The organism is Rhodococcus spongiicola (assembly GCF_004011835.1).
GTDB lineage: Bacteria > Actinomycetota > Actinomycetes > Mycobacteriales > Mycobacteriaceae > Prescottella > Prescottella spongiicola.
Genome location: NZ_RKLN01000002.1, coordinates 123,867 through 142,955, shown reverse-complemented (window position 1 = coordinate 142,955; position 19,089 = coordinate 123,867). Strand labels below are relative to the sequence as shown.

At 66.2% G+C, this 19,089-nt stretch carries 19 protein-coding genes and 1 riboswitch; of the genes, 8 read left to right on the top strand and 11 right to left on the bottom strand.

Features of this window, described 5'->3' with window-relative positions; translation table 11 throughout:
• Positions 1-17: 17 nt before the first annotated feature.
• The 3 genes from EF834_RS05390 to EF834_RS05380 are packed head-to-tail and all read right to left on the bottom strand — an operon-like array spanning position 18 to position 2,829.
• The gene (locus EF834_RS05390; RefSeq protein ID WP_127946212.1) at positions 18-1,106 is read right to left on the bottom strand and encodes an adenosine deaminase; all 1,089 of its coding nucleotides are present in this window, start codon (positions 1,104-1,106) and stop codon (positions 18-20) included.
• Positions 1,107-1,115: 9 nt separating this feature from the next.
• The gene (locus tag EF834_RS05385; RefSeq protein WP_127946211.1) at positions 1,116-2,411 is read right to left on the bottom strand and encodes a thymidine phosphorylase; all 1,296 of its coding nucleotides are present in this window, start codon (positions 2,409-2,411) and stop codon (positions 1,116-1,118) included.
• Positions 2,404-2,829 (bottom strand): cytidine deaminase, encoded by a 426-nt coding sequence (locus EF834_RS05380; RefSeq protein WP_127946210.1) that lies wholly within the window; start codon positions 2,827-2,829, stop codon positions 2,404-2,406. The genes EF834_RS05385 and EF834_RS05380 overlap by 8 nt, the downstream gene beginning before the upstream one ends.
• A gap of 251 nt (positions 2,830-3,080) precedes the next feature.
• Here EF834_RS05380 and sdhC point away from each other — a divergent pair, with 251 nt between their 5' ends.
• From sdhC to EF834_RS05350, 6 genes are all read left to right on the top strand, one after another.
• Positions 3,081-3,485, top strand: a complete 405-nt coding sequence (gene sdhC / locus EF834_RS05375) for a succinate dehydrogenase, cytochrome b556 subunit (protein ID WP_127946209.1) — start codon at positions 3,081-3,083, stop codon at positions 3,483-3,485.
• A 1-nt stretch (position 3,486) separates the two neighbouring features.
• Positions 3,487-3,930, top strand: a complete 444-nt coding sequence (locus tag EF834_RS05370) for a succinate dehydrogenase hydrophobic membrane anchor subunit (RefSeq protein ID WP_127946208.1) — start codon at positions 3,487-3,489, stop codon at positions 3,928-3,930.
• 15 nt (positions 3,931-3,945) lie between these two features.
• Positions 3,946-5,697, top strand: a complete 1,752-nt coding sequence (gene sdhA, locus EF834_RS05365) for a succinate dehydrogenase flavoprotein subunit (protein ID WP_127946207.1) — start codon at positions 3,946-3,948, stop codon at positions 5,695-5,697.
• Positions 5,697-6,473, top strand: a complete 777-nt coding sequence (locus EF834_RS05360) for a succinate dehydrogenase iron-sulfur subunit (RefSeq protein ID WP_127946206.1) — start codon at positions 5,697-5,699, stop codon at positions 6,471-6,473. The genes sdhA and EF834_RS05360 overlap by 1 nt, the downstream gene beginning before the upstream one ends.
• Before the next feature lie 181 nt (positions 6,474-6,654).
• Positions 6,655-7,131: a hypothetical protein gene (locus tag EF834_RS05355; RefSeq protein WP_127946205.1), complete on the top strand. Its 477-nt coding sequence runs from the start codon at positions 6,655-6,657 to the stop codon at positions 7,129-7,131.
• A gap of 9 nt (positions 7,132-7,140) precedes the next feature.
• Positions 7,141-8,415 (top strand): D-alanyl-D-alanine carboxypeptidase family protein, encoded by a 1,275-nt coding sequence (locus tag EF834_RS05350; protein ID WP_127946204.1) that lies wholly within the window; start codon positions 7,141-7,143, stop codon positions 8,413-8,415.
• A gap of 97 nt (positions 8,416-8,512) precedes the next feature.
• Here the strand turns inward: EF834_RS05350 and yhjD are convergent, their stop codons facing one another.
• The 5 genes from yhjD to EF834_RS05325 all read right to left on the bottom strand — a co-directional run bounded on the left by yhjD (position 8,513) and on the right by EF834_RS05325 (position 14,077).
• On the bottom strand, positions 8,513-9,538 hold the full coding sequence (yhjD, locus tag EF834_RS05345; RefSeq protein WP_127946203.1) for an inner membrane protein YhjD: 1,026 nt from the start codon (positions 9,536-9,538) through the stop codon (positions 8,513-8,515).
• A 7-nt stretch (positions 9,539-9,545) separates the two neighbouring features.
• Complete coding sequence (gene trpS, locus EF834_RS05340; protein WP_127946202.1) at positions 9,546-10,589, bottom strand: tryptophan--tRNA ligase; 1,044 nt, start codon at positions 10,587-10,589, stop codon at positions 9,546-9,548.
• Positions 10,590-10,674: 85 nt separating this feature from the next.
• Positions 10,675-11,478: an exodeoxyribonuclease III gene (locus EF834_RS05335; protein WP_127946201.1), complete on the bottom strand. Its 804-nt coding sequence runs from the start codon at positions 11,476-11,478 to the stop codon at positions 10,675-10,677.
• 42 nt (positions 11,479-11,520) lie between these two features.
• The gene (locus tag EF834_RS05330; protein WP_127946200.1) at positions 11,521-12,663 is read right to left on the bottom strand and encodes an MFS transporter; all 1,143 of its coding nucleotides are present in this window, start codon (positions 12,661-12,663) and stop codon (positions 11,521-11,523) included.
• Positions 12,664-12,859: 196 nt separating this feature from the next.
• A complete protein-coding gene (locus EF834_RS05325; protein ID WP_127946199.1) occupies positions 12,860-14,077 on the bottom strand; it encodes an NADP-dependent isocitrate dehydrogenase in 1,218 nt (405 codons plus the stop codon).
• A gap of 321 nt (positions 14,078-14,398) precedes the next feature.
• Positions 14,399-14,514, top strand: a riboswitch (SAM riboswitch).
• A 144-nt stretch (positions 14,515-14,658) separates the two neighbouring features.
• On the opposite strand from EF834_RS05325, the gene EF834_RS05320 reads away from it, so the two are divergent.
• Both EF834_RS05320 and metX read left to right on the top strand, forming a co-directional pair.
• Positions 14,659-15,966: a bifunctional o-acetylhomoserine/o-acetylserine sulfhydrylase gene (locus tag EF834_RS05320; protein WP_127946198.1), complete on the top strand. Its 1,308-nt coding sequence runs from the start codon at positions 14,659-14,661 to the stop codon at positions 15,964-15,966.
• Positions 15,963-17,123, top strand: a complete 1,161-nt coding sequence (metX, locus tag EF834_RS05315) for a homoserine O-acetyltransferase MetX (protein WP_164874076.1) — start codon at positions 15,963-15,965, stop codon at positions 17,121-17,123. Before EF834_RS05320 ends, metX begins: the two co-directional genes overlap by 4 nt.
• 24 nt (positions 17,124-17,147) lie before the next feature.
• Here metX and EF834_RS05310 read toward each other — a convergent pair whose 3' ends face one another.
• The 3 genes from EF834_RS05310 to EF834_RS05300 all read right to left on the bottom strand — a co-directional run bounded on the left by EF834_RS05310 (position 17,148) and on the right by EF834_RS05300 (position 19,080).
• Positions 17,148-17,435 (bottom strand): DUF3017 domain-containing protein, encoded by a 288-nt coding sequence (locus tag EF834_RS05310; RefSeq protein ID WP_127946197.1) that lies wholly within the window; start codon positions 17,433-17,435, stop codon positions 17,148-17,150.
• Between the two features lie 8 nt (positions 17,436-17,443).
• Entirely contained in the window at positions 17,444-18,313 is an 870-nt protein-coding gene (locus tag EF834_RS05305; RefSeq protein WP_206615183.1) for a bifunctional methylenetetrahydrofolate dehydrogenase/methenyltetrahydrofolate cyclohydrolase, read from the bottom strand.
• Positions 18,314-18,444: 131 nt separating this feature from the next.
• Positions 18,445-19,080, bottom strand: a complete 636-nt coding sequence (locus tag EF834_RS05300; RefSeq protein ID WP_127946195.1) for a pentapeptide repeat-containing protein — start codon at positions 19,078-19,080, stop codon at positions 18,445-18,447.
• Between the last annotated feature and the right edge of the window lie 9 nt (positions 19,081-19,089).

Here is a 19,089-nt window from a genome sequence, read left to right as displayed (position 1 = left end):
CGACAGACGGCTCGAGTTCAGCCGATCAGTACGGCGAAGCCGGGCTTGATGATGTCGTCGATCACCGCCAGACGCTGGTCGAATGGGATGAAGGCCGACTTCATCGCGTTGATGGTGAAGCGCTCTAGGTCGCTCCATCCGTAACCGAAGGTGTTGACCAGAACCAGCATCTCGCGACTCATGGACGTGTCGCTCATCAGGCGGTTGTCGGTATTGACGGTGACCCGGAACCGCATGCGGGCCAGCAGGTCGAAGGGGTGTTCGTCGAGGCTTGCAACCGCCCCGGTCTGCACGTTGGAACTCGGGCACATTTCGAGAGGGATCCGCTTGTCCCGTACGTAATTCGCGAGTAACCCCATCGTGACGTGTCCGTCCGACCCGACTGCGATGTCGTCGGTGATGCGAACTCCGTGCCCCAGTCGATCCGCGCCGCAGAACGCGATGGCTTCGTGGATCGACGGCAGTCCGAACGCCTCGCCCGCATGGATCGTGAAGTGCGCATTGCAGTTCCGCATGTACTCGAACGCGTCGAGGTGCCGACTCGGCGGGTAACCCGCCTCGGCTCCCGCGATGTCGAACCCGACCACGCCGCGATAGCGGAATCGGACGGCGAGTTCGGCAATCTCCCGGGACCTCGCCGCGTGCCGCATAGCGGTGAGCAGACAGCCGACGCGGATCTCGCGCCCCGCCGCGCGGGCCGAGGCCTCCCCTTCGCGGAATCCCGCGAGGACGTTGTCGACCACCTCGTCGAGGCTGAGCCCTCCCTCGAGGTGCTGCTCGGGGGCGAAGCGGACCTCGGCATACACGACGCCGTCGTGGGCGAGATCCTCCGCGCACTCGCGGGCCACGCGGCGCAGACCCTCCGGGGTCTGCATCACCGCGACGGTGTGCGCGAACGTCTCGAGATACCGCTCGAGCGACCCGCTGTCGGCTGACTCCCGGAACCACCGGGCCAGTTCATCGGGGGCTTCGACCGGCAGCCCGGTGTACCCGCACGCGGCGGCCAGTTCCGCGACGGTAGCCGGGCGCAGGCCTCCGTCAAGGTGGTCGTGGAGCAGAACCTTGGGTGCCCGGCGTATGTACTCGAGGTCCAACGGCGCTGTCATGGGTTGACGTTAGCCTGACCGGTCCTCGATCCGCTCGATGACGAGGGGGGTGGTTCTCGTCGGTGCGTCGGCCTGGATGGTCCAGGCGTCGGTGAGCGCATGTTTCGCGGCGGCGAAACGCTCGGGCGTGTCGGTGTGGAGGGTGACGAGCGGCGTGCCGACCGACACCCTGTCACCAGGCTTGGCGTGTAACTCGACCCCGGCTCCAGCCTGGACCGACTCCCCCGGACGGGCTCGTCCTGCACCTAGCTGCCACGCGGCGAGCCCGATGGCCATCGCATCCAGTTCGCACACCACGCCGTCCGACTCCGAGAGCAGGACCTCGGTGTGCTGGGCCTGAGGAAGTGGGGCGTCCGGGTCGCCGCCTTGGGCGACGATCATGGCCCGCCACCGGTCCATGGCGGAGCCGTCGCGTAGCTTCTCCGCGGGATCGACGTGCTCGATCCCGACTGACAACAACATTTCCCGCGCTAGAGCCAACGTGAGCTCCACGACGTCGGACGGGCCGCCGCCCGCCAGGACCTCGAGCGACTCCCGTACCTCGAGTGCATTACCCGCGGTGTATCCGAGCGGCGCATCCATCGCGGTCAGCAGGGCCACGGTGCGTACCCCCTCGTCCGCGCCGAGGCCGACCATCGTCTGCGCCAGTTCACGCGCATCGTCGAGCTTTTTCATGAACGCACCCGAGCCGACCTTGACGTCGAGGACCAGTGCTCCTGTTCCCTCGGCGATCTTCTTGCTCATGATCGAACTGGCGATGAGCGGAATCGACTCGACGGTGCCGGTGACGTCTCGCAGCGCATACAGACGCCTGTCAGCGGGCGCCAAGTCGGTGCCGGCTGCGCACACCACGGCACCGACCGCCGGGTCGGACAGGATCTCTGCGACCTCCGCCGCGTCGAGGTCGGCGCGCCACCCGCGGATCGCCTCCAACTTGTCCAGCGTCCCGCCCGTGTGCCCGAGACCCCGACCCGACAATTGTGGAACCGCAGCCCCGCACGCGGCGACCAGCGGGGCCAGTGGCAGCGTGATCTTGTCTCCGACTCCACCGGTGGAGTGCTTGTCCACCGTTGGGCGCGACAGGCGTGAGAAGTCGAGCCGCCGCCCGGACGCGACCATCGCCGCCGTCCAGCACGCGATTTCCCGTCGCGTCATACCGCGGAAGTAGATCGCCATGGCCAGCGCCGACATCTGCTCGTCCGCGACCACACCGTGCGTGAACGACTCGATCACCCAGTCGATCTGTGCGTCCGTTAGTTCCCGGCCGTCGCGCTTGGCCGAAATGATCGATACCGCGTCATGCATGACCGTTGTCCTCGTTCTCGCCGATGAGACCCTCTCGCTCGGTAGGCCCGAAGGCGTCGGGCAAAAGGTCCCCGAGTAGCCGAACACCGGATCGGGTGTCGACCATGAGTTCGACTCCCCCGTGTTCGAGTAGGACTTGTCGGCAGCGCCCACACGGCATCAAAATTGCGCCACTCGCATCACAGCAGCTGACCGCCATCAACCGGCCGCCACCACGAGAAATCAAGTTACCGACGAGTACACACTCGGCGCACAGACTCAGTCCGTATGAGACATTTTCCACATTGCATCCCGTTACGAGATGACCTTCTATGTCGAGCGCGGCCGCCCCCACTGGGTACCTGGAATAGGGTGCGTAAGCCCGACTCATGGCCCGATGAGCATTGTCGCGCAACAGCTTCCAGTCGACCAGGGTCATAATTCCTCATCCAACCACGGCCATTGGATTGCCGCAGGAGGTCCGTGGAGAACACATTGGCAATGTGGGAAGGCAAACCTAACAACTACTTTCGATCTGGTACGAACCGCGGAGCGAATTAGTTCCCGGATTCTGTTGGGTTTAGAGTTCACAGGAGTCGATTTAGGTTCTCGTCGAGCCCAAGCCCCGGTAAATCCGAAGAGCTGTGCAGGCTCGACGCGCCCACAAAGACGTTGGAGGCACAGCACTCGATGAGCAGCACGGCTGAAGCCGCTCCAGTAACGGAGCGCACCCGGTCGCTTTACCGCGGCGATCCCGGCATGTGGTCCTGGGTTCTACACCGGATCACCGGCGTCGCGACCTTCTTCTTCCTCTTCGTCCACGTCCTGGACACCGCACTTGTACGCGTCAACCCGGACACCTACGACCGGGTCATCGAGACCTACAAGAACCCGATCGTCGGACTCATGGAGATCGCGCTTGTGGCCATGGTGCTGTACCACGCACTCAACGGCCTGCGCGTGATGGCGATCGACTTCTGGTCGAAGGGCCCGAAGTACCAGCGCGTGATGCTCTGGGCCGTCCTTGCGATCTGGTTCGTGGTCATGATCCCGGGCGCCGGTCGCATCTTCTACAACATGTTTGCGGGGCACTGACATGACGACAGAAGCGAAGACTCTCGGCAAGGCGTTCGACCGCCCGGCCAGCTTGGACAACCCCCGTTCGCCGCGCCAGCCGGCCAAGAACAACTTCGAGCTCTACGCGTGGCTCTTCATGCGGCTGTCCGGCCTGGCGCTCATCGTCCTGGTCCTGGGCCACTTGTTTATCATGCTGATGATCGACGAGGGCGTTCAGCGGATCAACTTCGCGTTCGTCGCGGGCCGCTGGTCCAGCCCCTTCTGGCAGTTCTGGGACCTCACGATGCTCTGGCTCGCCCAGCTGCACGGCGGCAACGGCCTGCGCACTGTCATCGCGGACTACTCGCGTAAGGACTCCACCCGGTTCTGGCTCAACACGATCCTGGTCGTGTCGATGATCCTGATCATGGGCCTGGGCACCTACGTCATCTTCACCTTCGACCCCAACATCTCGGCGAGCTAGGGGAGCAGAAACTTCATGCAGGAACATCGTTATGACGTCGTCATTGTCGGCGCCGGTGGCGCCGGCATGCGCGCGGCCATCGAGGCCGGACCCCGCGTTCGCACCGCCGTCCTGACCAAGCTGTACCCCACTCGCAGCCACACCGGTGCCGCCCAGGGCGGAATGTGCGCCGCCCTCGCCAACGTCGAGGAGGACAACTGGGAGTGGCACACCTTCGACACAGTCAAGGGCGGCGACTACCTCGCCGACCAGGACGCCGTCGAGGTCATGGCCAAGGAGGCCATCGACGCGGTTCTGGACCTCGAGAAGATGGGGCTTCCGTTCAACCGCACGCCCGAGGGCAAGATCGACCAGCGCCGTTTCGGCGGCCACACCCGCGATCACGGCAAGGCCCCGGTTCGCCGCGCCTGCTACGCCGCCGACCGCACCGGCCACATGATCCTGCAGACGCTCTACCAGAACTGCGTCAAGCACGATGTCGAGTTCTTCAACGAGTTCTACGCGCTCGACGTCGCGATGACCGAGACCCCGGAGGGCCCGGTCGCCACGGGTGTCATCGCCTATGAACTCGCGACCGGCGAGATCCACGTCTTCCACGCGAAGTCAATCGTCTTCGCGACCGGTGGCTCTGGCCGCATGTACAAGACCACGTCGAATGCGCACACCCTCACCGGTGACGGCATGGGTGTCGTCTTCCGCAAGGGCCTGCCGCTCGAGGACATGGAGTTCCATCAGTTCCATCCGACGGGATTGGCCGGACTGGGCATCCTGATCTCCGAGGCCGTCCGTGGTGAGGGCGGCATCCTCCGCAACGCCGACGGTGAGCGCTTCATGGAGCGCTACGCCCCCACCATCAAGGACCTGGCCCCGCGTGACATCGTCGCTCGCTCGATGGTGCTCGAGGTGCTCGAGGGCCGCGGCGCCGGTCCGAACAAGGACTACGTCTACATCGACGTCACACACCTCGGCGAGGACGTGCTCGAGGAGAAGCTCCCCGACATCACCGAGTTTGCCCGCACCTATCTCGGCGTCGACCCGGTCACCGAACTCGTGCCGGTCTACCCGACCTGCCATTACGTGATGGGCGGCATTCCCACCAAGATCAACGGCGAGGTGCTCCGCAACAACGAGGACCACGTCCCCGGCCTGTACGCGGCCGGCGAGTGTGCGTGTGTCTCGGTGCACGGCGCCAACCGGCTGGGCACCAATTCGCTGCTCGACATCAACGTCTTCGGCCGCCGCGCCGGCATCGCCGCCGCCGAGCACGCGATGAACTCCGACTTCGTGCCGCTTCCGGAGAACCCGGCCAAGATGGTCGAGGACTGGCTCTCGGAAATCGTGTCCGAGAAGGGCCACGAGCGCGTCGCGGACATCCGCACGGAGCTGCAGCAGTCGATGGACAACAACGCGTCGGTGTTCCGTACCGAGCAGACCCTGACGAAGGCGCTCGACGACATCCACGCCCTCAAGGAGCGCTACAGCCAGATCACGGTCCAGGACAAGGGCAAGCGCTACAACAGCGACCTGCTCGAGGCCGTCGAGCTGGGCTTCCTGCTCGAGATGGCCGAAGTCACGGTCGTCGGCGCGCTCAACCGGAAGGAGTCGCGCGGCGGTCACGCCCGCGAGGACTACCCGGACCGAAACGACGCCGAGTACATGCAGCACACGATGGCGTACAAGGAGGGATCGGAACTACTCGCGCCGATCCGTCTGGACTACAAGCCGGTGGTCCAGACCCGTTACGAGCCGATGGAGCGTAAGTACTGATGTCCGCACCTGCCGTAATGGACCAGGACGCACCCGCGCTGCCGCCCGTTCCCGAGGGCGCCGTCATGGTCACCCTCAAGATCGCCCGGTTCAATCCGGAGGACGGCGAGGGACAGCGCTGGGAGAGCTTCCAGGTCCCCACCCTGCCGACCGACCGTCTGCTGAACCTGCTGCTGTACGTGAAGGGCTACCTGGACGGCACGCTGACGTTCCGCCGCTCCTGCGCCCACGGCGTGTGCGGTTCGGACGCGATGCGCATCAACGGCGTCAACCGTCTGGCGTGCAAGGTTCTCATGCGCGACATGCTGCCCAAGGACGGCAAGCCGATCACCATCACCGTCGAGCCCATCAAGGGTCTGCCGGTCGAGAAGGATCTGGTGGTCGACATGGAGCCCTTCTTCGACGCGTTCCGCGCCGTGAAGCCGTTCCTCATCACGTCGGGTAACGAACCGACCCGTGAACGCATCCAGTCGCAGGCTGACCGTGCCCGGTTCGACGACACCACCAAGTGCATCCTGTGCGCATGCTGCACCACGTCGTGCCCGGTGTATTGGAGCGACGGCAGCTACTTCGGACCGGCCGCGATCGTGAATGCGCACCGCTTCATCTTCGACAGCCGTGACGAGGGCGCGGCCGAGCGTCTCGACATCCTCAACGACAAGGACGGCGTGTGGCGCTGCCGCACGACCTTCAACTGCACCGACGCGTGCCCCCGCGGCATCCAGGTGACGAAGGCGATCCAGGAAGTCAAGCGCGCCCTGTTGTTCGCCCGCTAGTGATGCATTCCTGAGGGGTACAACACCCCGTCTTGCGCACCTGCGCTGCTCCCGCCGGTCGGGAGCAGCGCAGGTGCGCATAGTGCGCTTCAGCGGGTGGTCCCCCGAGCACAGCCCCGCAGACCCATGACGAGTGGCGAGACGTAGAGCATCACACCGGTCCCGACTGTATTGGGAGAACATGAAGTTCAATCTCGGCGTCACCGCCGTACTGGGAGTCTGGTGCGCTGTGATGGTCGGTCAGATGGTGGCGGACGCATCCAATCAGGGACCCAGGGTCTTACTGCTGCTGTGCATTCCGGTCGCGGCGGCGGTCACGGTTTGGCGTGCGCTGAAACTGAGTCAGGAACCAGCTGTTTTCCTGACCGTCACCTATCTCTCGTTCGGCGCGGTTGCGACGATCGCACTCGCTCTCGCAGGCGACTACATGCGGGCCGGAGCCAGCGTGGTCGGGTCGCCGATCTTCGCGGTCTTCCTTGTCGGAGATCCGCGAACACGCAAGTGGATCAATCAGAAGGCTCAGTGGTTCGATCAGAAGGCCCAGTGGATCACTCAGAAGGATCAGTGGATCACTCAGAAGGATCAGTACCCCGGGAAGAACAAGCGGGACGGCGCCAGCGCGCCACCACAACACCCCGGAACTCCTCCCATACGCTGAACTGTCGTGATGGCTGCACTCCCGAATTCCGCGCGGCGAATCCTCCTGACCGCCACGGCCTCCGCACTCGCTCTCGGCGTCGGGGCCGCTCTCCCGCTCCCCGTAGCGGCACAGCCCCCCACGAACACCGATGAGTGCCCCTACCGCGAGTCTCCACCGCCGGCGATAGACCTCTCCGAGGTGCCGAAGCCGGGGCAGGCGGCTCCGATGCCGCTTCCGGTTCCGGACTCTCCGGTGGGCGGCGGGGAACTCGGAAACTGCGGGATAGTCACCGCTCCCGGAACGCCGCCGTTGCCGGCCGACATTTCCGCCACCGCCTGGATCCTGTGCGATCTCGACACCGGGCAGGTACTCGCCGCCAAGGATCCACACGGTCGCTACCGGCCCGCCAGCACGATCAAGGTTCTGCTGTCACTCGTCGCTTTCGACGAACTCGATCTGGACAAGACCTATGTCGCGGACGCGGCGGACGCCGCTATGGAGGGCAGTTCCGTCGGTCTCGGCGCGGGCGGGGCGTACTCCAATCTCCAGCTGATGCAGGGCCTACTGATGCGTTCGGGCAACGACGCCGCGCACGCTCTCGCAGCACAGCTCGGCGGCGATGAAGTGGCAGTCGCGAAGATGAACGCCAAGGCCAGGTACCTGGGCGCGCTGGACACCCGGGCGGCGTCGGTCTCCGGTCTCGACGGCCCGGGGATGTCGACGTCGCCGTACGACCTCGCGCTCATCTTCCGCGCTGCCATGCAGAACCCGATCTTCGCGCGGTCGATCGCGACGGACACGGTGTTGTTCCCCGGCAACCCCGCCGATCCGGCGCAGCCCGGCGATCAGCCCGTCGAGCCGTATCCGATCTACAACGACAACCCGCTGCTCGCGAACTACCCGGGAGCCCTCGGCGGCAAGACCGGGTACACCGACGACGCCCGACACACCTTCGTCGGCGGGGCCGAGCGGGACGGACGGCGGCTCGCAGTGGTGATCCTCGAGGCGGACCTCGCTCCGATCCGTCCGTGGGAGCAGGCCGCGCGACTGCTCGACTACGGTTTCGGCCTGGACCGTACGGTGTCCGTGGGCACTCTGGTGCCCCCCGCGACCGAGTCCGATGAGCGCGTGATCGAGGTCATCGAACCGGCTACTCATGGTCCGGGCGGCATGGACTTGGCGTCGGGCTCGGACTTGCCGAACCAAGACGTAGCCCTACGCTTCGCGATCGGTCTCGTGGGATTCGGAGTACTCGTCGGCCTGTTCGGCTGGGCCCGGATACTCAGGCGTCGCCGTCGGTGATCACCGCGCCGGTGGCGCCAATAGTCACCGCGCCGGTGGCGCCGATAGTCACCGCGCCGACGGCGCCACTGGTCACTGCGCCCGACGGCGCCACTGGTCACTGCGCCCGACGGCGCCACAAGCCGGCCAGCCCGATCGCCGCAAGCGCACCCGCGCCGGTGAGGATCACCGCTTCCTTCACCGACACCCCTTCGCGAACCTGCACCCGCGGCTGTATGACGGCCGAGTCGGGCGGCGGCACGAACGCCTGCTCGACGTTCTCACGCGCGGTCGCCGCCCACGCGGTCGCGAACAGAACCAGTCTCGCGGCCAGGTTGCTGAACACGAGCAGACCGATGATCGGCCCGAATGCCACGCCGGCGGGTCCTTGGCTGACTGCGTTCAGGTAGATGGCACCCACCTGGCGAAAGAGTTCGAACACGATCGCAGCGGCGAACGCGGCCCGCATTGCGCTGCGCAGCGTCACCGGTTCACGTGGCAGCCGGGCGATCACCCAGGTCAACAGGCCCCACGTCGCGAGCAGAGCGACCACCACTGAGGTGATCCGCAGCAGAACTCCGCCGGCGAGGGCGTTCTCGACCCCGAGCCATTCCACGACGCGCTGGGCGACCGGGCCGTTGCTCAGCGCCGACAACCCGAACGTCACGATCAACGCCAGACCCAGACCCACCAGCTTGACGAAGTCCCGGAGCTTCGTGACGACGAGGCCATGCTCCTTTCGTGTGTGTTCCCACATCGCGGTCAGAGCGTCGCGCAGGTTGGCCATCCAAGCGAGCCCCGCGTACGTGGCGCCGAGGAAACCCACGACCCCGACGCCGGCGCGGGAGGAGATCGCGGAATCGATCAGGTCGTTGACGGTGTCGCCGAGGCCACCCGGCATGCTGGTGCTGACCTGGTCTTGGATCTCGGTGAGCACCTCGGGCCGACCCGCGAGCACGAAACCCACAACGGCGAACGCCACCATCAGGATCGGGACGATCGCGAGAATCGTGAAGAAGGTGATCCCGGCGGCGTAGTGGTTGCCCTGCTGCTGCTGGTAGCGCCTACCCGCCCGGACGAGGTGATCCACCCACGGCCGCGCCGCTCGCTGTCTGTCGAGGAAGCTCGGTGCGGCACCGGCCATGCGCTAATCACCCCCTGCTGGTCAGGAAACCCACCTTCTCATAGACCTGGCCGAGTGTCCGGCCGGCGACCTCACGGGCCCGATCCGAGCCGGCCGCGAGTATGCGGTCCAGTTCGGCGCGGTCGGAGAGGTAGCCGTCGACCTTCGCCCGCAGCGGGGTGACGAACTCGGCCAGCACCTCCGCGGTGTCCGTCTTCAGGTCGCCGTATCCGCGGCCCTCGTAGCCCGCGACGAGTTCGTCGACGCTCTTGCCGGACAGCGCCGACTGAATCGTGAGCAGATTACTGACGCCGGGCTTGTTCTCGGGGTCGAACCGGATCTCACGCTCGTTGTCGGTGACAGCGGACTTGATCTTCTTGGCCGAGACCTTCGGATCGTCGAGCAGGTTGATCAGGCCGGCCGGGGTGGGACCGGACTTGCTCATCTTCGACGTCGGGTCCTGCAGGTCGTAGATCTTGGCGGTGCCCTTGATGATCTGCGCCTCGGGGACCACGAAGGTCCTGCCGAAGCGGGAGTTGAACCGGGCCGCGAGATCACGCGCGAGTTCGAGGTGCTGGCGCTGGTCCTCGCCCACCGGCACGCGCTGCGGGCGGTAGAGCAGGATGTCGGCCGCCATGAGGACCGGGTAGGTGAACAGCCCGACGCTGGCATGCTCGCTGCCCTGCCGCGTCGCCTTGTCCTTGAACTGGGTCATGCGGCCGGCCTCACCGAACCCGGTGATGCAGTTCAGCACCCACGCCAACTCGGCGTGCTCGGGCACCTGGCTCTGGACGAACAGCGTCGATCGCTCCGGGTCGATGCCGAGAGCCAGCAGCTGCGCGACGGCCCGCAGGGTGCGCTGCCGCAGCTGCTTGGGCTCCTGCGGCACGGTGATCGCGTGCAGGTCAGGGATGAAGTAGAAGGCGTCGAACTCGTCCTGCAGAGGCACCCACTGCTGCAGCGCACCCAGGAAATTGCCGAGGTGGAAGGAGTCCGCGGTGGGCTGAATACCCGAGAGGACTCGGGGCTTCGCCGTCGGCGCGGGGGTGGGGTTCTGTGCAGTGCTCGACATAATCCTCGATACTTTCACGCGTCGGACTCGGCGATGCGCGGCAGGTCCGCCGTTCGTTCCAGGCTCCCCTACCCGGGTGGGGCCATCAGCGGAACTGCACGGTGACGGGCGCGTGGTCCGACCAGCGTTCGGCGTACGTCGCGGCCCGCTCCACCTGTGCATCCTTCGCCCGACCCGCCAGCCCGGGCGTGGCGAGGTGGTAGTCGATGCGCCAACCGGCGTCGGTGTCGAACGCCTTCCCTCGATACGACCACCACGAGTAGGGCCCGGCGACGTCGGGATGCAGCTTGCGCACCACGTCGACCCACGTGCCGTCCGAGAGCAGCGAGTCGACCCAGGCCCGCTCGGCGGGCAAGAATCCGGACTTCTTGAGGTTGCCCTTCCAGTTCTTGATGTCCCGTTCGGTGTGCGCGATGTTCCAGTCGCCGCAGACGAGAACGTCACGCCCGGCAGCGTCCGCCGCTTCGGCACTGCGCGCCAGGTGCGTGGCGAACGAGGCCATGAACCGTTCCTTCTGCTCCTGTTTCGGGGTCTCGGCCTCTCCGGTCGGGAGGTACAGGCTGCCCACGGTCACCGCGGCGAAGTCGGCTTCGATGTAGCGGCCGGCGTCGGCGAACTCGTCGTCACCGAACCCGATCCGCACGGCATCGGCGGGCAGTCGCGACAGCACGGCCACCCCGTTGCGGCCCTTCGCCGACGGCTCCGCCGAGGCAACGTGCCAGCCGGCGTCGAGGGCGGCGGCGAGGGTGTCCCGAAGCTGCACATCGGTCGCGCGCGTCTCCTGCAGGCACACGATGTCCGCCTGCGAACCCGTGAGCCACTCGAGCAGACCCTTGCGGGCCGCCGCGCGGACACCGTTGACATTGACCGTGGTGATGATGTGGGGCACAACCAGAACCGTACCGACCGCGGCGCCGCCTCGCGCCGACGGTCAGCGCCGTGCCGTCACCGCGGCTGCCATCACCGAAATGGTGAGCACCACCAGCCCAAGAACCGCCAACCCGGCACCGACGAGCGCCGGGGCCGTGTACCCGAAACCGGCCGCGATGACGACGCCACCGATCCACGCCCCGAACCCGTTCGCGACGTTGAACGCGGAATGGTTGAGCGCAGCCGCGAGGGTCTGCGCATCGGCGGCAACGTCCATCAAGCGGGTCTGCAAGCCCGGCACGAGGGCCGCCCCGGATGCCGCGACGAGGAACAGCACCGCGACGGCCGTGTACGGGTTGTGTGCGGCGACAGCGAACATCGTCAGGAACGCCGCAACCGCGCCCAGCACCGCGAACAGACCGGGCGTGGGTACGCGATCTGCGACAACGCCGCCTAGGAAAACACCGACGACCATGCCGACCCCATAGACCAAGAGCGCCAGCGGGATCAGTGACATCGGCATCCCGGCGACGTCGGTCAAAGTCGAGACCACATAGGTGTAGACCGCGAACATGCCGGCGAAGCCCACCATGGCGATTGCGAGGGTCAGCCACACCTGCCCACGCCGCAGTGCCCCGAGTTCGGTCCGCGGGTCCGTCGTGGACATGGTGTGCAGCGGCGGAACCCACGCGGCGATCGCCACGACGGTGAGTACGCCGACCACCGCAACCAGGGCGAACGCGGAGCGCCAGCCCAGGTCCTGTCCGATCCACGTGGCGACCGGCACCCCGGCGACGTTGGCGACCGAGAGTCCCGAAATCACGATCGACACGGCCTTGGCCCGCTTCCCAGGCTCGGCCAGATGTGCCGCTACGAGCGATGCGACACCGAAGTACGCGCCGTGCGGCAGGCCTGCGACGAACCGCGCGACCATCAGTCCCCCGTAGTTCGGTGCCACGATCGCCGCTGCGTTGCCCACTGTGAAGGCGACCATGAGAGCGACGAGCAGCGCCCTGCGGGGAATCCGAGCCGTGAGCGCCGCAATGAGCGGTGCGCCCACTACGACACCCATCGCGTACGCGGTGACGATGCGTCCCGCCGCGGGCTCGGAGACCCCTAGCCCACCGGCGATCTGGGGAAGCAAGCCCATCGCCACGAACTCGGTGGTGCCGATGCCGAAGCCGCCCATCGCGAGCGCGAACATCGCCAGACGCCGTCCGGAAGGCGTCAGGCGCGTAGTCGGAGGAGGCCCTGTGCGGGCCGGGATCGTCAAGAAGGGAGGCCTTCCGCAGTTACACGCAGCCGTCATCGACGGGACGACGCGGGAACCACGGTATCTCGCAAAAGAAAACGGGACGTTCCCGCGAAGGGAACGTCCCGCATCGTTGCGTGGGGCAGGGTTACGCGCGCGCCTTCTGGAGGTTCTCGTCCAACGTGGCGAGGAACTCCTCGGTGGTCTGCCAACCCTGATCGGGACCGATCAGCAGAGCGAGATCCTTGGTCATCTGACCGTTCTCGACGGTCCGGATGACGACGTCCTCGAGTTGGTTCGCGAACTCGATCAGCTCAGGCGTGTTGTCGAGCTTGCCGCGATGCTCGAGACCGCGGGTCCACGCGAAGATCGACGCGATCGGGTTCGTCGAGGTGGGCTTGCCCTGCTGGTGCTGACGGTAGTGACGGGTGACGGTGCCGTGCGCGGCCTCGGCCTCGACGGTCTTTCCGTCCGGCGTCATCAGGACCGAGGTCATCAGACCCAGCGAGCCGTAGCCCTGCGCGACGGTGTCGGACTGGACGTCTCCGTCGTAGTTCTTGCACGCCCAGACGTACCCGCCCTCCCACTTGAGGGACGACGCAACCATGTCGTCGATGAGGCGGTGCTCGTAGGTCAGTCCGGCAGCGTCGAACTCGGCCTTGAACTCCTCGTCGAAGATACGCTGGAACTCGTCCTTGAACATGCCGTCGTAGGCCTTGAGGATCGTGTTCTTGGTCGACAGGTAGACCGGGTAGTTGCGCTGCAGGCCGTACGCGAACGACGCGCGCGCGAAGTCCTGGATGGACTTCCGGTAGTTGTACATGCCCAAGACGACGCCACCGTCCTCGGGAATGCGGCACACCTCGTGCTCGATCGGCTCGGAGCCGTCCTCGGGGGTGAAGGTGATGGTGATGGTGCCGGCTCCCGGGACCTTGAAGTCGGTTGCACGGTACTGGTCACCGAACGCGTGACGTCCGACGATCACCGGCTTGGTCCAGCCGGGGACCAGGCGGGGGACGTTGGAGATCAGGATTGGGGCGCGGAAGATGGTGCCACCCAGGATGTTGCGGATGGTGCCGTTCGGGGAACGCCACATCTTCTTGAGCCCGAACTCCTCGACGCGGGCCTCGTCCGGGGTGATGGTCGCGCACTTGACGCCGACGCCGTGCTTCTTGATCGCGTTAGCCGCGTCGATGGTGACCTGGTCGTCGGTGGCATCGCGATGCTCGATGCCCAGGTCGTAGTACTCCAGATCGACATCCAGGTACGGATGGATCAACTTGTCTTTGATGAACTGCCAGATGATGCGGGTCATCTCGTCGCCGTCGAGTTCGACGACCTTGCCTTCGACCTTGATCTTGGACATGGGGGCTTCGCGTCCTCCTAGGAGTTTCCCTTGGTTCCGTTCCCTGGGTACTGGGGGTGCGCGGACCACTTTGTGAGTAAGCCCGCCAACGGTTCAATTATCAAACGTATACGGTCCGAATCTCCCACGTCAGGGCCGACCGAAACAAGACGAGCGTACTGCTATTACGCCGCCACGCAACCTTCGCCCGTGCCAAGAACCACTACTTCCCGGTAACCTTGGTTGGTACGCGGGTCCGACGGGTTACGCCCACATCGAATCCACGTAGAAATGGCCACCCCAGCTTCCCATTACCCGGCCGTTTCGCTAAGATCACAGAGAGGTCAAGAGCGCCAGCGCCAAGCCCCGGCTCGCTGGCCGGCAACCCTCCAACCGCGGTGGGGTGCCCCGGGTGATGACCAGGTTTCCCGACGAAAGTCGAGGAACAAGCGCGGGTCCGCTGGGACGGACCCACTGACCGGGCCATGCCCCAACGGAGGTTCAGCATGTGCTGCTCTCACCATTAGCCGGTCCCCGGCGCGCACGACTCTGCGCCAGCTCATACGCCGACCATCATCTCCCGAACCTGGAGTAGACGACTTATGACTGAAATCACGGATCCATCGGCTAACTGGAGTTTCGATACCAAGCAGGTACACGCAGGTCAGCTCCCCGATGGAACCACGAACGCGCGCGCGCTGCCGATCTACCAGACCACGTCGTACACGTTCGACAGCACTGATCACGCCGCCGCGCTATTCGGTCTCGCCGAGCCCGGCAACATTTACACCCGAATCATGAATCCGACGCAGGACGCCGTCGAGCAGCGGATCGCCGCGCTCGAGGGTGGCGTCGCCGCACTGCTGCTCGCCTCCGGCCAGGCCGCCGAGACGTTCGCCATACTCAACCTCGCGGAGGCCGGTGACCACATCGTGTCGAGCCCCCGCCTGTACGGCGGCACGTACAACCTGTTCCACTACTCGCTGCCCAAGCTGGGCATCGAGGTCTCGTTCGTCGAGGATCCCGACGACATCGAGCAGTGGCGCGCCGCGATCCGCCCGAACACCAAGGCGTTCTACGGCGAGTCGATCTCCAACCCACACAACGACGTCCTCGACATCCCGGGCATTGCGCAGGTCGCGCACGAGAACGGCATCCCGTTGATCGTCGACAACACCGTCGCGACGCCCTACCTGATCCGCCCGCTCGAGCACGGCGCCGACATCGTCGTGCATTCGGCCACCAAGTACCTCGGCGGCCACGGCACCGCGGTCGCCGGTGTGATCGTCGACGGTGGCACGTTCGACTGGACGCAGGGCCGGCACACCAATTTCACGACGGCGGACCCCAGCTACCACGGTGTCGTCTACTCCGACTTGGGCGCTCCGGCATTTGCGCTCAAGGCGCGCGTTCAACTGCTGCGCGATCTCGGCTCCGCTGTCTCCCCGTTCAACGCGTTCCTCATCTCGCAGGGCATCGAGACCCTGAGCCTGCGCATGGAGCGCCACGTGAAGAACGCGAAGGCCGTCGCCGAGTACCTCGAGGCCCGAAATGACGTGATCTCGGTGTCGTACGCCGGACTGGAGTCCTCGCCGTGGCACGAGCGCGCGAAGACGCTGGCACCTCGTGGCGCCGGCGCGATCGTCGCGTTCGAGATCGCGGGCGGAGTCGACGCCGGCAAGAGGTTCGTCAACGCGCTCACGCTGCACAGCCACGTTGCCAACATCGGTGACGTGCGCTCGCTGGTGATTCACCCCGCGTCGACGACGCACTCGCAGCTCACACCCGAGGAGCAACTCGCATCCGGTGTCACGCCGGGTCTGGTGCGCCTCGCCGTCGGCATCGAGGGCATCGACGACATCTTGGGCGACCTGGAAGCCGGGTTCACGGCAGCGGCGGTGACATCTTGACGATCAGCTCCATCACCAACGCCCCGCCGGCCGGATTTCCCTCGGCGGACGGGCAGCTGGGCTTCGTCCACATCGGCTCGATCAAGCTCGAGAGCGGTGTGGAACTACCCGACGTGACCCTCGCCCTCCAGCGTTGGGGTGAGCTCTCCCCCGCCCGGGACAACGTGGTCCTCATCGAACACGCCCTCACCGGGGATTCGCACGTCGTCGGCTCCGCCGACGACGAGCACCCCTCCCCCGGTTGGTGGAACGGCATGATCGGACCCGGTGCACCGATCGACACCAACGAATGGTGCGTCGTCGCCACGAATGTGCTCGGCGGCTGCCGGGGTACGACCGGTCCTGGATCACTCGCCGCAGACGGGGCCTTCTGGGGCTCTCGGTTCCCCGAGATCTCCATCCGCGACCAAGTGACCGCCGAGGTCGCACTCGCGGACGTACTGGGCATCGAGAGCTTCGCCGCTGTGGTCGGCGGGTCGATGGGCGGAATGCGGGCACTGGAGTGGATCGTCGGGCATCCGCACCGCGTCGACGCTGCGCTCGTCCTAGCAGTCAGCGCTCGGGCCACGGCTGACCAGATCGGCACCCAGACCGCGCAGATCGAGATCATCAAGAACGATCCGGACTGGCAAGACGGCGACTACCACGGCACGGGGCGCCGCCCCACCACCGGGCTGGGACTCGCCCGGCGGATCGCGCACATGTCCTACCGCTCGGAAAGCGAACTGGACTCGCGTTTCGCCAACGACAACCAGACTGGCGAGAACCCCTGGGCCGGTGGACGCTACGCCGTTCAGAGCTATCTCGAATACCAGGCCGACAAGCTTGTCTCCCGATTCGACGCGGGCACCTACGTGCTGCTGACGGAATCCCTCAACCGGCATGATGTGGGACGAGGCCGCGGCGGTGTCGCGGCCGCTCTCGGCTCGACCGAAGTCCCGGTGATCGTCGGCGGCGTCGACTCGGACCGCCTGTACCCGCTGAGGCTGCTGCAGGAACTTGCGGACGGACTGGCTGGCTGCGATGGGCTGCGCGTCGTCGAGTCGAAGGATGGCCACGACGGGTTCCTCACCGAGTCCGACGCCGTGGCCGAACTGTTGAAAGAGACGGCGGAGCTGGCACGCGAGGCGCGTCGGAACCGAGTGTCCCGCGGCTGAGACCCTCGCGACCCGTCGGTCACATCAGTCGGTGCCGAGCGGGTCGATCGATGCCGCCAGCGCCATGATCGCCGCGCCTACTGCGGTCATGGCGACGACATCGAACCCCTTGTCGCGCACCGCGAGCAATCCCACCCGCTCCGGTGACAACACCGCCCGCAGAAACGCCGCGAGAAGCATGGCTCCACCGAGGACGAAGGCGCCACGCCGCCACCGGTCGGCGAGCACCAGCGCGAATGCGGCCGCCACCACGAGGAGGACGGCCAGCATCGGCAGGTTTCGGCGCGCGAACTGCATCACGGGTTGGGTCATTGGCTGTCCTAGCTCTGGTTGCCGTCCAAGCCGGCTAGCTGCTCGGCCCGCTCGACCACGTTGGTGAGCAGGAACGCCCGGGTCAACGGTCCGACGCCACCGGGGTTCGGCGAGATGAATCCGGCGACCTCACGAACGTCGTCTGCGACGTCACCCGCGAGTCCGTCCTCGGTGCGGCTGACGCCCACGTCGAGGACCGCGGCCCCGGGCTTGACCATGTCGGCCTTGATCAGTCCGGGCACACCGGCCGCGGCGACGACGATGTCGGCCTGCCGCACCTGCGCGGCGAGATCACGGGTTCCGGTGTGACACAGCGTGACCGTGGCGTTCTCGGTGCGGCGGGTCAGCAGTAGGCCGATCGGGCGACCGACGGTGACTCCTCGTCCGACGACAGCAACGTGTGCGCCGGCGATCGGGACGTCGTAGCGGCGCAACAGGTGGACGATGCCGCGCGGGGTGCACGGCAGCGGCGCCTCCTTGCCGAGGACGAGGCGGCCCAGATTCACTGGGTGCAGGCCATCGGCGTCCTTACCGGGGTCGATGCGCTCGAGCGCGGCGTTCTCGTCGAGGTGCCGCGGCAGCGGGAGCTGGACGATGTAGCCGGTGCATTCGGGGTTGGAGTTCAGCTCGTCGATCGTGGCCTCGAGTTCGGCCTGCGTGATGTCAGCCGGCAGATCCCGGCGGATCGAGGTGATTCCGACCTTGGCGCAGTCGTTGTGCTTGCCACGTACGTACGCCGCGGATCCAGGATCGTCGCCGACGAGAATGGTGCCCAGACCGGGTGTGATGCCCTTCCCCTTCAAGGCCGACACCCGGGCCTCGAGGTCCTTGAAAATCTCGTCGCGGGTTGCCTTGCCATCGAGAATCGTCGCAGTCACGGCGACCATTGTTCCAGGCAATGGTCGCCTCGTGACACCGGCTCCGGATCCACGGTCCACGCGTCGTACCGACGATCGTCCAATCTGGCGGGTCCAACCTGGCCGCCGTCCGACGCCGCCACGATCGCGTGCTACCGCCCGCTGAGCGTCACAGCTGGTTCGACGACGAGTCCGCGCGCGGTCGCGTACGCCACCGCCTGAGTTTGTTCGACATGAGCGCCGTCGAGGCTGGCGGCCTTCCAGAGCCCAGGATCGACGTGCGCGCCGCGCAGGTCGGCCCCGTCGAGCCGCAGACCCTCGACGCGTGCACCGAACAGGTCTACGGACCGTAGGTTCGCGCCGCGCATGTCGGCCTGCACGAGGTTGGCGTCCCGGAGCCGTGAATCGATGAAGTCGACGCCCCGCAGGTCGGCACCAACCATCGACACCAGGGTGAGGTCGGCCTCGTCGATCAGCATCGGCCGGAACTGGCAGTCGACGAAGACCGATCCGAGCAGACTTGTCCCCCGGAAGCGGCTGTGCCCCAAAGATGTCCGAGTGAACATGCAGGAACGGAAGGCGCTCGAGAAGTGGTGCGAATCGACGAGGTCGGCGCCCGTGAAATCGCACCCGCTGAACACCGTGAACTCGGTGCGCAATCCGTGCAGGTCGGCGTCCCGGAACGAGCACTCGGTGTAGTGCTGTCGGCTCCAGGTCTGTCGAGGAAGGCCCGCGTCGGAGAAGTCCTCTCCGACGATCTCCAACAGTTCTCCCGCCATGCTTCCCATCCTGCCCTC

Excerpts from the sequence above, each read along its gene's own strand:
- EF834_RS05390 (WP_127946212.1), bottom strand. The coding sequence starts at position 1,106 with ATGACAGCGCCGTTGGACCTCGAGTACATACGCCGGGCACCCAAGGTT.
- EF834_RS05385 (WP_127946211.1), bottom strand. The coding sequence starts at position 2,411 with ATGCATGACGCGGTATCGATCATTTCGGCCAAGCGCGACGGCCGGGAA.
- EF834_RS05380 (WP_127946210.1), bottom strand. The coding sequence starts at position 2,829 with ATGACCCTGGTCGACTGGAAGCTGTTGCGCGACAATGCTCATCGGGCC.
- sdhC (WP_127946209.1), top strand. The coding sequence starts at position 3,081 with ATGAGCAGCACGGCTGAAGCCGCTCCAGTAACGGAGCGCACCCGGTCG.
- EF834_RS05370 (WP_127946208.1), top strand. The coding sequence starts at position 3,487 with ATGACGACAGAAGCGAAGACTCTCGGCAAGGCGTTCGACCGCCCGGCC.
- sdhA (WP_127946207.1), top strand. The coding sequence starts at position 3,946 with ATGCAGGAACATCGTTATGACGTCGTCATTGTCGGCGCCGGTGGCGCC.
- EF834_RS05360 (WP_127946206.1), top strand. The coding sequence starts at position 5,697 with ATGTCCGCACCTGCCGTAATGGACCAGGACGCACCCGCGCTGCCGCCC.
- EF834_RS05355 (WP_127946205.1), top strand. The coding sequence starts at position 6,655 with ATGAAGTTCAATCTCGGCGTCACCGCCGTACTGGGAGTCTGGTGCGCT.
- EF834_RS05350 (WP_127946204.1), top strand. The coding sequence starts at position 7,141 with ATGGCTGCACTCCCGAATTCCGCGCGGCGAATCCTCCTGACCGCCACG.
- yhjD (WP_127946203.1), bottom strand. The coding sequence starts at position 9,538 with ATGGCCGGTGCCGCACCGAGCTTCCTCGACAGACAGCGAGCGGCGCGG.
- trpS (WP_127946202.1), bottom strand. The coding sequence starts at position 10,589 with ATGTCGAGCACTGCACAGAACCCCACCCCCGCGCCGACGGCGAAGCCC.
- EF834_RS05330 (WP_127946200.1), bottom strand. The coding sequence starts at position 12,663 with ATGTTCGCGCTCGCGATGGGCGGCTTCGGCATCGGCACCACCGAGTTC.
- EF834_RS05325 (WP_127946199.1), bottom strand. The coding sequence starts at position 14,077 with ATGTCCAAGATCAAGGTCGAAGGCAAGGTCGTCGAACTCGACGGCGAC.
- EF834_RS05320 (WP_127946198.1), top strand. The coding sequence starts at position 14,659 with ATGACTGAAATCACGGATCCATCGGCTAACTGGAGTTTCGATACCAAG.
- EF834_RS05310 (WP_127946197.1), bottom strand. The coding sequence starts at position 17,435 with ATGACCCAACCCGTGATGCAGTTCGCGCGCCGAAACCTGCCGATGCTG.
- EF834_RS05300 (WP_127946195.1), bottom strand. The coding sequence starts at position 19,080 with ATGGGAAGCATGGCGGGAGAACTGTTGGAGATCGTCGGAGAGGACTTC.